The organism is Mitsuaria sp. PDC51 (assembly GCF_900113225.1).
Taxonomy (GTDB): Bacteria; Pseudomonadota; Gammaproteobacteria; order Burkholderiales; family Burkholderiaceae_C; genus Roseateles.
Window position 1 is genome coordinate 1,749,831 of record NZ_FOZE01000001.1, and the last position, 15,048, is coordinate 1,764,878.

At 70.7% G+C, this 15,048-nt stretch carries 14 protein-coding genes; 5 read left to right on the top strand and 9 right to left on the bottom strand.

Annotated features, from left to right (window positions below):
• Positions 1–11: 11 nt before the first annotated feature.
• The 5 genes from BM393_RS07610 to BM393_RS25630 form a co-directional block, all read right to left on the bottom strand.
• Positions 12–689, bottom strand: coding sequence for a bifunctional 2-polyprenyl-6-hydroxyphenol methylase/3-demethylubiquinol 3-O-methyltransferase UbiG (locus BM393_RS07610; RefSeq protein ID WP_091724184.1), 678 nt, complete (start codon positions 687–689; stop codon positions 12–14).
• Entirely contained in the window at positions 686–1,489 is an 804-nt protein-coding gene (locus tag BM393_RS07615) for an SDR family oxidoreductase (protein ID WP_091724187.1), read from the bottom strand. The genes BM393_RS07610 and BM393_RS07615 overlap by 4 nt, the downstream gene beginning before the upstream one ends.
• A 117-nt stretch (positions 1,490–1,606) precedes the next feature.
• On the bottom strand, positions 1,607–1,738 hold the full coding sequence (locus BM393_RS26280; RefSeq protein WP_255489482.1) for a hypothetical protein: 132 nt from the start codon (positions 1,736–1,738) through the stop codon (positions 1,607–1,609).
• 23 nt (positions 1,739–1,761) lie between these two features.
• A complete protein-coding gene (locus tag BM393_RS07620) occupies positions 1,762–2,997 on the bottom strand; it encodes an MFS transporter (protein ID WP_091724189.1) in 1,236 nt (411 codons plus the stop codon).
• Positions 2,998–3,101: 104 nt separating this feature from the next.
• A complete protein-coding gene (locus BM393_RS25630) occupies positions 3,102–4,514 on the bottom strand; it encodes an amidohydrolase family protein (RefSeq protein WP_175538217.1) in 1,413 nt (470 codons plus the stop codon).
• A 301-nt stretch (positions 4,515–4,815) separates the two neighbouring features.
• Here BM393_RS25630 and parE point away from each other — a divergent pair, with 301 nt between their 5' ends.
• The 5 genes from parE (at position 4,816) to BM393_RS07650 (ending at position 11,358) form a co-directional block, all read left to right on the top strand.
• Positions 4,816–6,804 (top strand): DNA topoisomerase IV subunit B, encoded by a 1,989-nt coding sequence (parE, locus tag BM393_RS07630; RefSeq protein ID WP_091724194.1) that lies wholly within the window; start codon positions 4,816–4,818, stop codon positions 6,802–6,804.
• Positions 6,805–6,975: 171 nt separating this feature from the next.
• Complete coding sequence (locus tag BM393_RS07635; RefSeq protein ID WP_091724196.1) at positions 6,976–7,536, top strand: GNAT family N-acetyltransferase; 561 nt, start codon at positions 6,976–6,978, stop codon at positions 7,534–7,536.
• Positions 7,533–8,264 carry a lytic transglycosylase domain-containing protein gene (locus BM393_RS07640; protein WP_091724197.1) on the top strand — a complete coding sequence of 244 codons (732 nt, stop codon included), beginning with the start codon at positions 7,533–7,535 and terminating at the stop codon, positions 8,262–8,264. The genes BM393_RS07635 and BM393_RS07640 overlap by 4 nt, the downstream gene beginning before the upstream one ends.
• Positions 8,265–8,321: 57 nt before the next feature.
• Positions 8,322–10,676, top strand: a complete 2,355-nt coding sequence (gene parC, locus BM393_RS07645) for a DNA topoisomerase IV subunit A (protein ID WP_175538218.1) — start codon at positions 8,322–8,324, stop codon at positions 10,674–10,676.
• 187 nt (positions 10,677–10,863) lie between these two features.
• Positions 10,864–11,358 carry an FxDxF family PEP-CTERM protein gene (locus BM393_RS07650; RefSeq protein WP_091724201.1) on the top strand — a complete coding sequence of 165 codons (495 nt, stop codon included), beginning with the start codon at positions 10,864–10,866 and terminating at the stop codon, positions 11,356–11,358.
• A gap of 106 nt (positions 11,359–11,464) precedes the next feature.
• Here the strand turns inward: BM393_RS07650 and BM393_RS07655 are convergent, their stop codons facing one another.
• The 4 genes from BM393_RS07655 to BM393_RS07670 all read right to left on the bottom strand — a co-directional run bounded on the left by BM393_RS07655 (position 11,465) and on the right by BM393_RS07670 (position 15,011).
• Positions 11,465–11,791 (bottom strand): DUF3325 domain-containing protein, encoded by a 327-nt coding sequence (locus tag BM393_RS07655; protein WP_091724224.1) that lies wholly within the window; start codon positions 11,789–11,791, stop codon positions 11,465–11,467.
• Complete coding sequence (locus BM393_RS07660; RefSeq protein ID WP_091724225.1) at positions 11,784–13,463, bottom strand: PepSY domain-containing protein; 1,680 nt, start codon at positions 13,461–13,463, stop codon at positions 11,784–11,786. The genes BM393_RS07655 and BM393_RS07660 overlap by 8 nt, the downstream gene beginning before the upstream one ends.
• Before the next feature lie 15 nt (positions 13,464–13,478).
• On the bottom strand, positions 13,479–13,805 hold the full coding sequence (locus tag BM393_RS07665; protein ID WP_091725171.1) for an iron uptake protein: 327 nt from the start codon (positions 13,803–13,805) through the stop codon (positions 13,479–13,481).
• Positions 13,806–13,970: 165 nt separating this feature from the next.
• Positions 13,971–15,011: a quinone-dependent dihydroorotate dehydrogenase gene (locus BM393_RS07670; protein ID WP_091724226.1), complete on the bottom strand. Its 1,041-nt coding sequence runs from the start codon at positions 15,009–15,011 to the stop codon at positions 13,971–13,973.
• Positions 15,012–15,048 lie beyond the last annotated feature (37 nt).

The following is a 15,048-nucleotide window of genomic DNA, read 5'->3' on the forward strand; positions in this document are numbered from 1 at the left end:
GGGCTCCGCGCTCAGCGCAACCGGTATCGCGGGTAGACCCCAGGCGCGGCCCCCGTGGCGTCCGCCGTGGGCGCGCTGGCGGCGGGCCGGTTGTCGCGAACGGCAGCAACGCGCTGCACGTAACGACCGTTGACGCCGCTCGCCGCCGAGGCGGTCGGCTCCGACTCGATGAAGCCATCCTCGTAGGCGATCACGCGCAGGCCGTCGGCCGCGTCCAGCAGTTCCCCCGGACGCAGCAGGAACTCGGGCCGCGCGGGGCGGCCAATCGTCTGCTGTCCGTCGGTAAAGGTTTCGTAAATCAGCCAGCCGCCGGGCGCGACGGCCTCGACGATGCGCGGCAGCAGCGGCCGCCACAGGTAGTTGGTGACCAGCACGAGGTCGAACACGCGCCCCTTGAGCGGCCAGGGGCCTTGCTCGATGTCGGCCTGGATCAGTTCGACGCGACCGGAGAGCCCGGCCAGCCCCGCGAGGGCCGTCGTGTCGCGGTCGACGCCGGTGACCGCCACGCCGTCGCCCGCCAGCAGGCGCAGGTGGCGGCCCGAGCCGCAGGCCAGGTCCAGCGCGGTGAGGCCGTCGCGGTCGCGCCAGGCCTGTGACCAGCGCAGCACCCAGTCGCTGGGCAAGCCCGTGCCATGGCCGCCGCCCGCGACCAGGCGCGACGGGCTGCCGAGGAAAGTCGTCGTGCTCATGCGGGCCGCTGTTCCTTCTTCAGCGCCTTCAGCGCCATGCGGTCCACCATCGCCGGCGCCAGCAGCTTGAGCCAGCGGCCCAGCTTGCCCTTGGCGGTCATGACGATGTCGCGCTCGCGGGCCAGGGTGCCGTCCAGGATCAGCCGCGCGCAGGCCTGCACCGACATCGCGCCGCGTTCGTCGAGGCTGCTCAGCCCGGAGGCCTGGCCCTGCGCGTTGAAGCCGCGGTAGCGGATCTGGGTGTCGACGACCCCGGGATAGGCGATGGTCACGCTGACGCCGCTGGCCGCGACCTCGGTGCGCAGCGCCTCGAAGAAGCCGGTCATCGCGAACTTGGTGGCGCTGTAGGCGGTGCGACCGGGGATGCCCAGCAGCCCGGCCAGGCTGGAGACCGCGACGATGCGGCCCTGGCTGGCCTTGAGCGCGGGCAGCGCCGCCTGGGTGCACCAGGCCGAGCCCCACAGGTTGATCTGCATCAGCCGCTGGTACCAGGCCAGGTCCTTGACCTGGTCGAACAGCGCGTGCGCCGACATGCCGGCGTTGTTCACCAGCACGTCGATCGCGCCGAAGGCGCCGAGCGTGGCGCGCACCAGCTCCTGGCAGTCCTCCTGGGACTCCACGTCGCAGCGCTGCACCAGCGTGCGGGCGCCCAGCGCCTCGCATTCCGCCGCCACCCGTTCCAGCTTGTCGACGCTGCGCGCGGCCAGCACCAGCGAGAGCTTGGCGCCGTCGCGCCGCGCCCATTGGCGCGCCAGTTCGGCGCCGATGCCGTCCGAGGCGCCCGTGATGATCACGACCATGTTGTCTCCGTTCTCCTTGTCAGATCCAGAACCCGAGTGCCCGCCTCGCCGCCGCGGTGGTCCGCGGTCTGTCGTGGCCCCTTGCCGGTGCGCATCGGCTTCGTCCGCGGCCGGCGCTCAGAAGCAGGCCCAGATCGCGTCGCCCAGCTGCTGCATCAGCGAGGGCTGCGTGTAGGCCAGGAAGACCGCCGCCAGCACCGCCGCGGCGCCCAGTCCGGCGAGGATCCGACGGAGCGCGCGCCGTGTCATGGTGGGGTTCCCGGATGCCGGCCTCAGGCGGCGGCCGGGACCGGGCGGCGCGCGATCGCGGACTCGCGCACCGGCAGGTTGGCCAGCATCGCCATCACGCCCAGCGCGATCGCCAGGTACCAGACGACGTCGTAGGACCCGGTCGCGTCGTAGAGCTTGCCGCCCAGCCAGACGCCCAGGAAGGAGCCGATCTGGTGGCTGAAGAACACGAAGCCGCCCAGCATCGACATGTGCTGCACGCCGAAGATCTGCGCCACGATGGCGTTGGTCGGCGGCACGGTGGACAGCCACAGCACGCCCATCACGGCGGCGAAGGCGTAGACGCTGGCCGGCGTCAGCGGCACGTTCAGGAAGATCAGGATCGCGATCGAGCGCAGCAGGTAGATGGCCGAGAGCAGGTAGCGCTTGGGCAGTCTCTGGCCCAGCGTGCCGGCCGCGTAGGTGCCGAAGACATTGAAGAGCCCGATCAACGCCAGCGCGTTGGTGGCGACCTGCGGCGTCAGGCCGTGGTCCTTCAGGTAGCTGGGCATGTGCACGCCGATGAACACGACCTGGAAGCCGCAGACGAAATAACCCAGCATCAGGAGCTGGAAGCTGCGGTAGCCGAAGGCCTCGCGCAGGGCCTGGCCGATGCTCTGGTGGTGCGCGCCGTGGGCGGCGTCCCGGGCCGGTTCGCGCAGGCCGAAGGCCAGGGGCACGATCAGGCAGGCGGCGATCGCCAGCACGAACAGCGCGTTCTGCCAGCCGCTGTAGCCGATCAGCCAGTTCTCGACCGGCACCATCAGGAACTGGCCGAAGGAACCGGCTGCCGCCGCGACGCCCATCGCCCAGGAGCGCTTCTCCGGCGCGACGTTGCGGCCGATGACGCCGTAGACCACCGCGTAGGTGGTGCCCGACTGCGCCAGGCCGATCAGCACGCCGGCGCTGCCCAGGAAGCCGGCGGCGGTCGTGGAGACGGCCATCAGCGCCAGGCCGGCCGCGTAGAGGAAGGCGCCGGCGACCAGCACCCGCAGCGCGCCGAAGCGGTCGGCCAGCATGCCCGCGAACGGCCCGGCGGCGCCCCAGGCGATGTTCTGGACGGCCAGCGCCAGCGAGAAGGCTTCGCGCGTCCAGCCGCGGTCCATCGTCACCGGCGTCAGCCACAGCCCGAAGCCGTGGCGGATGCCCATCGACAGCGTGACGATCGCGGCGCCGCAGATCAGCACCTGCTGCAGCGACAGCGTGCGGGACGAGGAGGGGGAGGTCGGGATCGCGCTCATCCGGGCAATGTAATGGCTTCGGGTCGGCTTGGCTGACACCTGAATGACGCACATCCCCCGCAAGGGGCGGCCCGGTCGGCGGGATCCGCCCGGTCAGTCGCGCCTCAGCCGGACTTGCCCGCAGCCGGCTTGGCCTTGCCCTTGGCCGGGGTCGACTTCTTCGTGCCGCGGGTGCCGGCCTTCTTGCCGGTCGCCTTCTTCTTGCCGGGGGCCGCGTTGAGGGCGTTGTTCTCCTCGCCGGCGGTGGCGGCCACGTCGTCCAGCTGGGTCAGCACGCGGCCCTGCTTGATGCGCAGCAACGGCTTGTCCAGCGCGTCCAGGTCCTCGAGCGGATTGCCGATCAGCACCAGGAAGCTGGCCTCGCAGCCGGGCTGGAAGCAGCCGAGCTTGCGCTGCGGGAACAGCGCCCGCGGCGTGTCGACGGTGGCCAGGCGCAGCAGCGCGGCCTTGTCGAGCACGCCGAGCTGGTCCAGGTGGTGCAGCTCGTTGAGCGCATTGCCGGTGAACAGGTCCGAGCCGACCAGCAGCCGCGCGCCGGCCGCCTTCAGGCGTTCCAGGTTCTGCTTCTGGACCGCCTCGATCCGCGCCAGCAGCTCCGGCGCCGGCTGGAACAGCCGCGTCGCGACGGTGGCGGTGACGATGCCGACCTGCTTCTCGGCGGCCAGCGCGGCGACCTCGGGCGGGATCAGGTGGGTCTCCGGCGCCTCGCCGTGCTGGGGGAAGTAGCCCGGCAGCTCGGCGATGAAGTCGGCGCCGGCGCGCACCGCCGCGGCGAAGTCGGCGACGCTTTCGATGTGGACCACCACGCGGCGCTGCTCGGCATGGGCGCGGCGCACGACCTCGGCCACGACCTCGGGCGTCACGCCCAGCCGGCCGCGCAACTCGGGCTGCTGGCGCAGCTCGGGGCGGTCGTGGTAGCTCATGATGACCTTCACCAGGTCGCTGTGGCGGCCGGCGATCAGCGGCCACTTCCTGGCCACGTCGTCGGGCGAGTCCATCACCAGCACCGCCTTGTCGACGATCTGGTCCAGCGTCATCGGCGGCGTGCCCGACTGCAGCATCGCCAGCGGCTGGCCGTCCGACGAGGTGATGCAGGCGGTGGCGAAGAGCACGTCCGGCGTTTCCGGCTGCGAGATCCGGGCGCGGATCGGATCGATCGCGGCCGGATCGGCGCACAGCATCGCGGCGTAGAACACGCCGTCGCGCAGGTAATCCTGGCCGAACTTGTCCAGGCCCCAGGCGCCCTGCAGGTTGTGGTTGTGGGCGTCGGCGAGCGGCGCGACCAGCGTCTGGCCGCGCAGTTCCAGCAGCCGGTTGACCTTGCGCGGGCGCTTCTCGACGAAACGGCCGTCCTCGACATAGAGGGTCCCGCTCTGCAGCTTCTCGCCGTCGAACCAGCGCGCGTGGCGCAGCTCCATCGCCATCTCGGGACTGGCCTTGAAGTCCTCCGCCCGGGCCGGGCCTCCCACGAGCAGCGCGCTCAGGGCCACGGCGAGCGGCGCCAGCAAGGCCCGCACGGGGCGGACGGCGTGGAGGGGGCGGGACGGGGCGGGCATGAAACCGGGGAGGGCGACGGTGGGGGAGTGCGGCGGACCCCCGGTAGCGGGGCCCGACAAGCCGGGAAGCGGCGGATGCTACGACAGCGCCTCCCGCTCGCCGGCGTCCGATCGGTAACCGGACGTGCCGCCGCGCACCCGCCGTGCGGCATGCGCGCGGCCTTCCCACGCAGGCCCCGCTTCCGAGGGGAAACCCCCATGGGAGCGACCCCTGCCATCCGGCGTCAGGGAGCGTCACCGACGCTGCATAGAATCCCGCCCCATGGCAACCAAAGCAGTCAACCCACCGGGCAGCTACGGCGAAGGCTCGATCCGCGTCCTCAAGGGACTGGAGCCCGTCAAGCAGCGTCCGGGCATGTACACCCGCACCGACAACCCCCTGCACATCATCCAGGAGGTCATCGACAACGCGGCGGACGAGGCCCTGGCCGGTCACGGCAAGCGCATCGCCGTCACCCAGCACACCGACGGCTCGATCACGATCGAGGACGACGGCCGCGGCATCCCCTACGGCCTGCACCCCGAGGAAGGCGTGCCGGTCGTCGAGATCGTCTTCACCCGGCTGCACGCCGGCGGCAAGTTCGACAAGGGCTCGGGCGGCGCCTACAGCTTCTCCGGCGGCCTGCACGGCGTGGGCGTGTCGGTGACCAACGCGCTGGCCAAGCGGCTGCAGGTGACGGTCTACCGCGAAGGGCAGGTCGCGACGCTGGCCTTCTCCGGCGGCGACGTCGTCGAGCCGGTGGCCACGCGCAAGGCCGACCTCAAGGCCGGCGACCGCAAGCAGGGCACGACGGTGCGCGTCTGGCCGGACGCCAAGTACTTCGAGAGCGCCGATCTGCCGAAGAACGAGCTGGTCCACCTGCTGCGTTCCAAGGCCGTGCTGATGCCCGGCGTCACGGTGACGCTGACGCAGGAGAAAAGCGGCGAGACGCAGACCTGGACCTACAAGGGCGGCCTGCGCGACTACCTGATGCAGTCGCTGCCGGCGGATCCGCTGATCCCGCTGTTCGAGGGCGAGCAGTTCGCCACCGCCTCCGAGAGCGAGAACTTCGCCGAGGGCGAGGGCGCGAGCTGGTGCGTGGCCTTCACCGAGGAGGGCCAGGTCATGCGCGAGAGCTACGTGAATCTGATCCCGACGGTGGCCGGCGGCACGCATGAATCGGGCCTGAAGGACGGCCTGTTCGGCGCGATCAAGGGCTTCATCGAGATGCACGCGCTCGCGCCCAAGGGCGTCAAGCTGATGGCGGAGGACGTGTTCTCGCGCGCCAGCTTCGTGCTTTCGGCCAAGGTGCTGGACCCGCAGTTCCAGGGCCAGACCAAGGAACGGCTGAACTCGCGCGACGCGCTGCGGCTGGTGTCGGCCTTCGTCAAGCCGGCGCTGGAGCTGTGGCTCAACCAGCATGTCGAGCACGGCAAGAAGCTGGCCGAACTGGTCATCAAGCAGGCGCAGACCCGCCAGCGCGCGGCGCAGAAGGTCGAGAAGCGTAAGAGCTCCGGCGTGGCCGTGCTGCCCGGCAAGCTCACCGACTGCGAGAGCACCGACCTGCTGCACAACGAGCTGTTCCTGGTCGAGGGCGATTCGGCCGGCGGCTCCGCCAAGCTGGGCCGCGACAAGGAGACGCAGGCCATCCTGCCGCTGCGCGGCAAGGTGCTCAACGCCTGGGAGGTCGAGCGCGACCGGCTGTTCGCCAACAACGAGATCCACGACATCTCGGTGGCCATCGGCGTGGACCCGCACGGCAAGAACGACGAGCCCGACCTGTCCGGCCTGCGCTACGGGAAGATCTGCATCCTCTCGGACGCGGACGTCGACGGCGCCCACATCCAGGTGCTGCTGCTGACGCTGTTCTTCCGCCACTTCCCCAAGCTGATCGCCACCGGCCACGTCTACGTGGCGCGGCCGCCGCTGTTCCGGGTCGACGCGCCGGCGCGAGGCAAGAAGCCGGCCGCCAAGCTCTACGCGCTGGACGAGGGCGAGCAGACGGCGATCCTCGACAAGCTGCGCAAGGAAGGCGCGCGCGAGGGCAGCTGGAGCATCAGCCGCTTCAAGGGCCTGGGCGAGATGAACGCCGAGCAGCTCTGGGACACGACGCTCAATCCCGAGACCCGCCGCCTGCTGCAGGTGCAGTACGGCGACCTGGACTTCGCCGACACCGAGGGCGCCATCAACAAGCTGATGGGCAAGGGCGAGGCGGCCGCCCGCCGCGAGCTGATGGAGCTGCACGGCGACGCCATCGAGGTCGACGTCTGAGGACCCTATGCCCCCACGCTCACTTCGTTCGCTGCCCCCCGAGGGGGTGCTCAACGCCCTTCGGGCGGCCGGGCGGGCGTTGGACGATGCGCCCCCACGCTCACTTCGTTCGCTGCCCCCCGAGGGGGCGCTCAACGCCCTTCGGGCGGCCGGGCGGGCGTTGAGGCCGACATGGCCAGCACCGTGATGCAAGACCACCGCGTCACCCTGCGACCGACGATGCTGTCCGACCTGGACTTCGTCGTCGGCGTGGAGCAGGACGCGGGCAACCGGCCCTTCATCACGCCCTGGGAGCGCACGCAGCACGAGGGCGCCATCCGCTTTCCGGACGCGCGCCACTTCATCGTCGAGCTGGATGCCGAGCGTGCCGGCTTCGTGATCCTGCAGGGCTGCCGCAATCCCAACCGCTCGGTGGAGCTCAAGCGCATCGTGCTCGGTCCGAAGGGGCAGGGCGTGGGGCGGGTGTGCGTGCGGCTGCTCAAGAAGATGGCCTTCGCGCAGCTGGGCGCGCACCGCTTCTGGCTGGATGTGAAGGGCCGCAATACGCGGGCCCAGGCGCTGTATCGCAGCGAGGGCTACGTCGAGGAGGGCCGGCTGCGCGAATGCGTGCGCGCCGAGCCGCTGCCCGACGCGCAGGGCGTGATGGGCGAGGGCTTCGACGACCTGATCGTGATGTCGCTGCTCAAGCGCGAGTTCGAGGCGCGCGTGGCGCAGGGGCTGGAGCCGTCATGAGCCACGGCCGCGGCCCCACGACGCGCGGCGTGCGGCTGCGCAAGCGCCTGGCGCTGAGCATCGCCGTGGCCTTCGCGGCCAAGCTGACGCCCGCGCATGCGGAGCTGTGGGGCTACGTGGACGCCGACGGCATCGCGCACTTCGCGCCGACGCAGGTCGATGGCCGCTTCCAGCCGGTGATGTCGCCGCTCAGCGGCATCCAGCGCGTGCCCGGCAAGACCGACCACGGCCAGCGCATGCTGACCTGGCTGGACATCGCCCCCGAGGTCAAGGCGGTGCAGCCCTACCTGCGCGAGGCCGCGGCGGCGACCGGCGTGGATGCCGAACTGCTGAAGGCCATCATCGCGGTCGAGTCCGGCTTCCGGCCGGAAGCGGTGTCGCCGCGCGGCGCGTCCGGGCTGATGCAGATCACGCCGGCCACGGCCCAGCGCTACGCCACCGCGGAGGAACTGCGGCGGCCACTGCACCTGCTGGAGCCGCGGACCAACGTGATGATCGGCGCGCGCATGCTGGCGGACCTGACGCGGCGCTTCGGCCGGCTGGACGCGGCGCTGGCGGCCTGGAACGCCGGGGAAGGCGCGGTGCGGCGGGCCGGCGGGCAGATGCCCGACATCGACGAGACCCAGGCCCATGTGCACCTGGTGCTGGAGCTGTACTGGGCGCTGCTGCAGCGCAGCCTCGGCGCCCGGGCCCGGCAACTGACGATGGTCGCCACGCCGCTCGAGTGAGCGGGCGCGGCGACCGAGGATTTCCCAAGAAGATTCGAACGACCGGCGCAGGCCGGCATGAGAGAGATGACGCAAGAGACCTTTGATTTCGAGACGCCGGGCCAGCCGGGCGGCGGACAGGCGCCGTCGGGCGACGCGCTGACGCTGGCGCAGTACGCGCAGCAGGCCTACCTGGAATACGCGCTGTCGGTGGTGAAGGGCCGGGCGCTGCCCACCTACAGCGACGGCCAGAAGCCGGTGCAGCGCCGCATCCTCTACACGATGGAGCGGCTGGGCCTGGGCTTCGCCGGCGCCACCGGCGCCAAGGCGGTCAAGAGCGCCCGCGTGGTCGGCGAGGTGCTGGGCAAGTACCACCCGCACGGCGACCAGGCCGCCTACGACGCGATGGTGCGCATGGCCCAGGACTTCAGCCAGCGCTATCCGCTGGTGGACGGGCAGGGCAACTTCGGCAGCCGCGACGGCGACAACGCCGCGGCGATGCGCTACACGGAAGCCCGGCTGTCGATCTACTCGCGGCTGCTGCTGGACGAGCTCGACCAGGGCACGGTCGATTTCCAGCCCAACTACGACGGCTCCGAGAACGAGCCGCGCGAGCTGCCGGCGCGCCTGCCCTTCGTGCTGCTGAACGGCGCGTCGGGCATCGCGGTGGGCATGGCCACGGAAGTGCCCAGCCACAACCTGCGCGAGGTGGCGGAAGCGGCGGTGCTGCTGCTCAAGCGCCCGGACGCGGGCGACGACGAGCTCTATGCCGCGATCCAGGGCCCCGACTACCCGGGCGGCGGCCAGCTCATCAGCTCGGCCGAGGAGATCCGCGCCGCCTACAACACCGGCCGCGGCAGCCTGAAGCTGCGCGCGCGCTGGAAGATCGAAGACCTCGCGCGCGGCCAGTGGCAACTGGTCGTGACCGAGCTGCCGCAGGGCGTCAGCACGGCCAAGGTGCTCGAGGAAATCGAGGAGCTGACCAACCCCAAGGTCAAGACCGGCAAGAAGACGGTCACGCCGGAGCAGCTGCAGCTCAAGGCCTCGGTGCTGGCGGTGCTGGACAAGGCCCGCGACGAATCCAACAAGGACGCGCCGGTGCGCCTGGTGCTGGAGCCCAAGAGCCGCACCATCGAGCAGCAGGACCTGATCAACACGCTGCTGGCGCACACCAGCCTGGAGACCTCGGCGCCGCTGAACCTGACCATGGTCGGCGACGACGGCCGCCCGGTGCAGAAGACGCTGCGCAAGATCCTGACCGAATGGATCGGCTTCCGTCTCAACACGGTGACGCGCCGCACGCAGCACCGCCTGGACAAGGTCCGCGACCGCATCCACATCCTGGAAGGCCGGCACGAGATCCTGCTGCACATCGACGAGGTCATCGCGCTGATCCGTCACTCCGACGAGCCCAAGCCGGCGCTGATCGAGCGCTTCAAGCTCAGTGAGCGCCAGGCCGACGACATCCTCGAGATCCGGCTGCGCCAACTCGCGCGCCTGGAGTTCATCAAGATCGAGCAGGAGCTCAAGGGCCTGCGCGAGGAGGCCGGCAAGCTCGAGGAAATCCTGTCCAACCCGTCGGTGCTGCGCCGCACGGTGGTCAAGGAGATCGAGTCGGACGCCAAGCAGTACGGCGACGAGCGCCGCACGCTGATCCAGGAGGACAAGCGTGCCGTGGCCGAGGTGCGCATCGTCGACGAGCCGGTGACGGTCGTCGTCAGCCTGAAGGGCTGGGTGCGCGCGCTCAAGGGCCATGAGGTCGATCCGGCGGCGCTGGCCTTCAAGTCGGGCGACTCGCTCTACGGCGTGTTCCCGTGCCGCAGCGTCGATCCGCTGGTGGTGCTGGGCAGCAACGGCCGGGCCTACTCGGTCCCTGTTTCGGCGCTGCCGGGCGGCCGCGGCGACGGCCAGCCGATCACGACGCTGATCGAGCTGGAATCCGGCAGCCAGATCGCCCATTACTTCGCCGGCGCGGCGACGCAGAAGCTGCTGCTCGCGGGCACCGGCGGCTTCGGCCTGGTGGCCGAGGTCGGCGACCTGGTCGGCCGCCAGAAGGCCGGCAAGGGCTTCCTGAGCCTGGAAGGCGAGGAGCGGCCGCTGCCGCCGGCGGTGGTGCCGGCCGGCGAAGTCGCCGGGGTGCAGGTGGCCTGCCTCTCGATGGCGGGGCGGCTGCTGACCTTCGCGATCGACGAGCTCAAGCACCAGCCCAAGGGCGGCCGCGGCCTGACGCTGATCGACCTGGACGCCAAGGACGCGCTGGTGAGCGTCGCGGCCTTCACCAACCAGCTCCTGGTCAGCGGGACGGCGCGCGGCGGCAAGGCCAAGGAGGAACCGCTGAAGGGCATGGCCCTGGCCGGTTACGCCGGCAAGCGCGCCAAGAAGGGCAAGGCCTGTGACCTGATGCAGAAGCCGATGCGGGTGACGGCGGCCTGAGCGCCGGTCGGGGCGCCGGCGACGCACGCTGGCATGCCTGATTCAGGCACGCAGGGGACAAGCGTGTCCCCTGTTTCTTACCGCTGTGACGCGCCGCAACAAAAGTCGCGGGTTTGTGCAAGACACGAACGCATGCTGCGGTGCAAACTTCCTCACGAATCAACTCGTTTTTCGGGATGGGAGCAGCATGAAGTTCAAGTCTCTCGCCGTGGCGCTGGCCGCGGCCCTGATCGGTGGCGCCGCCGCTGCGTCGACGCTGGATCCGGTGTTCGTCACGCCGACCAACGGCAGTTTCTCGGACGTGGTCCTGGGCAGCTTCACCCTGACGCAAGCGTCGGACGTGACGGGCTCGGTGTTCGCCGCGACCTCGATCGACTTCGGCGGCGGCTTCACGCTGCCGCTGCAGTCGGTGAGCTTCAGCTTCGCCGGCCTGAATGGCACCGGCCTGGCGGTGAGCGACCTGGATGCCAGCGCGGGCGGCTTCCGCTATGCCAACCTGGCCGCGGGCACTTACCAGCTGATCGCCAGCGGCTCGCTGGGCGGCAGCGGCTTTGGCAACGTCGCCGTGCTGTCGACGACGGTCAATGCCGTCGCGGCCGCGGTGCCGGAACCGGCCACCTACGCCCTGATGCTGGCCGGCATCGGCGCCCTGGGCGTCGCCGCCCGCCGCCGTCGCGCCTGAGCGCTCCGCCGCGTCATCGGACGCGGCGTCCTCGCTCGAGCGAGGTCTCCCTGCGAAGCATCGCGCCCTCCCGGCGCGATGCTTTTTTCATTGGGGCGGCGCAAATTCATTGCGCCGCGACGCGGCGCGGCCACAGCCCTCGCAGCCAGCGCGGCCGCCACGACAGGGTAGCCGCGATCGCTACCGCGCCGCCGGCCAGCAGCATCAGCCACACGAGCACCGCCATCGTCGGATGGTCCGCCCCGAGGCACAGCCCCAGCGACGCGGCAAGCGCCAGCGCGCCCGCCACGCGCAGTGCGCGCGCCAGCGACGGCGGCGGGGCGGCATCGCCATGGACCTGTTCCCAATGCGTGTCCATCGCCAGCGCCAGCCAGCCGAAGCCGAGCACGGCGCTGACCGCGGCACCGGTGAGCAGCCAGGCCGGCTCAACCATGGCGCGCCTCCGCGGTCGCCAGCACGGCGGGCGAGTGGCCGGTCGCCGTGGCCTTCGCCCGCCGACCGAGCCGGCCGGCCGCGAGGATCGCCACGGCCGCGGTCGCCAGCAGGCTGAGGTCGACGCCCGCCACCGGCCAGTAGCCGGCCGCCAGGGTGCGTCCCAGGTGGTCGCCGGTGGTGACCGCGTTGGCGACGACCGCCGTCACCGCGCTGGCGGCGATCAGGCCGCACTGCTCGCGCCAGGCCGGGTTCATCCGCGCCCGCGCGACCGCGCCGCCACGGGTGAAGGCGTGCAGCATCGCCAGGCCCCAGGCGCTCCAGAACACCGTGCGCTCCCAGTCGCCCTTGTCGGCGAGCGACTCCGGCAGCAGCCGGTTGGCCACCAGCATCGCCATCGTCGCCACCAGCATGCCGGTGACCGTGGTGACCGCCAGCGCATCGACCACGCGGCTGCCCGCGCTGCCCGCCTTCGCATGCTGCTGCTTGCGTTTCTCGACGAAGAACAGGAAGCCGGTGGCGATGCAGACGCAGCCCAGCAGCCCGCCCAGCACGTACAGCCAGCGCAGCAGCCAGTGACGGAAGTGCTGCAGGTGCAGCCCGGTCAGGAACTCGTTGACGCTGTCCACCGCGCTGCGCGGCGGATCCTCGCGCAGCAGCTCGCCGGTGGTCGCCTTGAAGTGGACGCCTTCGCCGGTCAGCGCGACGCGGTCGGTGCCGGCGCGATAGACGCTGACGTAGGCGTTGGCATCGCCCACATGGCTGACGTAGACGAAACCGACGTCGCCCGCCATGCCCTTGGCCTGCCAGCGCCGCTGCGCCTGCGCCACCATCGCGTCCACCGAGGCCATCGGCGCGGCCACGCCGGCGCGCTCGTGCGGCAGGCCGGTCTCGCGCGCCTCGACGCGCTCGTGCAGCTCGTGCAGTTCATGCAGCTGCGTGTGGGCCACCGGGAAGTAGATGCCCGCGAAGATCACCAGCCCGGTGAAGGCGAAGAAGAAATGGAAGGGCAGGGCGACCACGCCGGTCAGGTTGTGCAGGTCCAGCACGCTGCGCTGCACGGTCTTGTGGCGGCGGAAGGTGAAGAACTCCCGGAAGATCTTGCGGTGCATCACAACGCCGCTGACCAGCGCGGCCAGCATCATCAAGGCCGAGAAGCCCACGATCCAGGTGCCCAGGTCCTTCCATTTCAGGTGCAGGCTGTAATGCAGCGGATAGAAGAACTCGCTGCCCACGCGCAACTGCCCCTGCGGCAGCACGGCGCCGGTGCGCGGGTCCAGCGCGTGGCTGGCGAAGACGGTCTCGTCCGGGTCCTTCGCGCGCGGCACCTCGAAGCCGGCGAACACCGACACCACCGGATCGCGGTGCGTCGTGTAGGCGCCCCAGCTGCGCACGACCTCGAAGCGCTCGGGCAGCGGCCCGTCGACGCGGCCGTCGAGCAGCGCGATCGCGTCCTTGTCCGGCTGCATGCGCTCGAAGGCGGGCTTGAGGATGGTGTCGAAGGACGGCATCGGCTGCGGCGCGAAACGCGACGAGGGGATCGCCCAGCGGTCGATCTCGCGGTCGAACACCGACAGCGAGCCGAAGAAGAACACCACCATCAGCACGAAGCCCAGCACCAGGCCGAACCAGGTGTGCAGCCAGGCCATCGAGAGCCGGAAATTCTGGAACACGGGTCGCTCCTTGTGTCAGGCGAGCAGCGCGCGCTGGATCAGCGCCGCCGCCCCGGTCATCAGCCCGCCGCCCGCCAGCAGCACCGCCCAGCACCGGCCGACACGCCGCGCCGCGAAGGACCACAGGAAGACCACCAGGTAGAGCAGCACCCCGAGGATGGCGGCCAGGTGTTCGGCGTCGTGGAAGGGCATGCCCAGGCCATACAGCCCGGCATGGACGACGGCGATGAAGCCCCAGCAGAACGCATAGCCGCCGAGGACCGCCGCGCCGATGCGCGACAGCAGCGCCAGCGGCGGGAGCCGGCCCGGCGCGCGGGAGGGCGTGGGAGCGAGGTCGGTCATGGCGGCCGAGGGCATGAAGCGCTGTTGCAAATGCGAGGCATTATCGTCTTGTCAATGACTCAGATGCATGTAATTCGCATTTGCAATAGCAGGTTTTTGTGGACGGGCGCAAAAAAGAAGCGCTCCCTGGGGAGCGCTTCGGTCGTGCGGGGAGGCGGGGCGGCGTCAGAGCCGCGCCATCGCCCGGGCGCATTCCGGCACCAGGGCCGGGCCCTTGTAGATCAGGCCGGTGTAGAGCTGGACCAGGTCGGCGCCGGCCTGCAGCTTCGCGCGTGCGTCCTCGCCGCTGAGCACGCCACCCACGCCGATGATGGGATAACCGCTGCCCAGCGCCGCGCGCAGCAGGCGGATGACGCGATTACTGGCCTCGAAGACCGGCGCGCCCGACAGGCCACCGGTTTCGCCGGCATGCGGCAGGCCCTGCACCGCCTCGCGGGCGATCGTCGTGTTGGTTGCGATCACGCCGTCGATGCCATGGCGCTTCAGGCTCGCGGCGATCACCGCCACCTGGTCCTCGTCCAGGTCGGGCGCGATCTTCACGAACAGCGGCACCTGCCGGCCGCTCTCGTCCTGCAGCGCCAGCCGGCGCGCCTGCAGCGGCCCGAGCAGCGCATCCAGGGCCTCGTCGCTCTGCAGCTGGCGCAGGTTCTTGGTGTTGGGGCTGGAGATGTTGACGGTGATGTAGTCCGCGTGCGGGAACACGCCTTCCAGGCCGATCAGGTAGTCGTCGACGGCGCGCTCGATCGGCGTGACCGCGTTCTTGCCGATGTTCAGGCCCAGCAGCCCGCCGTGGTGGCGGAAGCTGTGCGAGCGCTTCACGTTGGCGATGAAGGCGTCCAGTCCCTCGTTGTTGAAGCCCAGGCGATTGATCAGCGCCTGCCTGGCCGGCAGGCGGAACATGCGCGGCTTGTCGTTGCCCGGCTGCGCCTTGGGCGTGACGGTGCCCACCTCGATGAAGCCGAAGCCCATCGCGCCCAGGCCGTCGATGCAGCGGCCGTTCTTGTCCAGGCCGGCGGCCAGACCGATGCGATTGGGGAACTTCAGGCCGGCGACGGTCACCGGATCGGCGACCCGCGCCTGCGCCCAGGTGCACTGGGCGGGCGTGTTCTGGAGTCGGGCGATGCTGCCCAGGGTCAGTTCGTGCGCGTGTTCGGGATCCAGGCCGAACAGGAAGGGACGGGCGAAGCCGTAGGGGATGAGGGCCATGATGGGGCGGCATTGTCTCATCGCGCCCTTGTCGGGC

Excerpts from the sequence above, each read along its gene's own strand:
- BM393_RS07610 (WP_091724184.1), bottom strand. The coding sequence starts at position 689 with ATGAGCACGACGACTTTCCTCGGCAGCCCGTCGCGCCTGGTCGCGGGC.
- BM393_RS07615 (WP_091724187.1), bottom strand. The coding sequence starts at position 1,489 with ATGGTCGTGATCATCACGGGCGCCTCGGACGGCATCGGCGCCGAACTG.
- BM393_RS26280 (WP_255489482.1), bottom strand. The coding sequence starts at position 1,738 with ATGACACGGCGCGCGCTCCGTCGGATCCTCGCCGGACTGGGCGCCGCG.
- BM393_RS07620 (WP_091724189.1), bottom strand. The coding sequence starts at position 2,997 with ATGAGCGCGATCCCGACCTCCCCCTCCTCGTCCCGCACGCTGTCGCTG.
- parE (WP_091724194.1), top strand. The coding sequence starts at position 4,816 with ATGGCAACCAAAGCAGTCAACCCACCGGGCAGCTACGGCGAAGGCTCG.
- BM393_RS07635 (WP_091724196.1), top strand. The coding sequence starts at position 6,976 with ATGGCCAGCACCGTGATGCAAGACCACCGCGTCACCCTGCGACCGACG.
- BM393_RS07640 (WP_091724197.1), top strand. The coding sequence starts at position 7,533 with ATGAGCCACGGCCGCGGCCCCACGACGCGCGGCGTGCGGCTGCGCAAG.
- parC (WP_175538218.1), top strand. The coding sequence starts at position 8,322 with ATGAGAGAGATGACGCAAGAGACCTTTGATTTCGAGACGCCGGGCCAG.
- BM393_RS07650 (WP_091724201.1), top strand. The coding sequence starts at position 10,864 with ATGAAGTTCAAGTCTCTCGCCGTGGCGCTGGCCGCGGCCCTGATCGGT.
- BM393_RS07655 (WP_091724224.1), bottom strand. The coding sequence starts at position 11,791 with ATGGTTGAGCCGGCCTGGCTGCTCACCGGTGCCGCGGTCAGCGCCGTG.
- BM393_RS07665 (WP_091725171.1), bottom strand. The coding sequence starts at position 13,805 with ATGACCGACCTCGCTCCCACGCCCTCCCGCGCGCCGGGCCGGCTCCCG.
- BM393_RS07670 (WP_091724226.1), bottom strand. The coding sequence starts at position 15,011 with ATGGCCCTCATCCCCTACGGCTTCGCCCGTCCCTTCCTGTTCGGCCTG.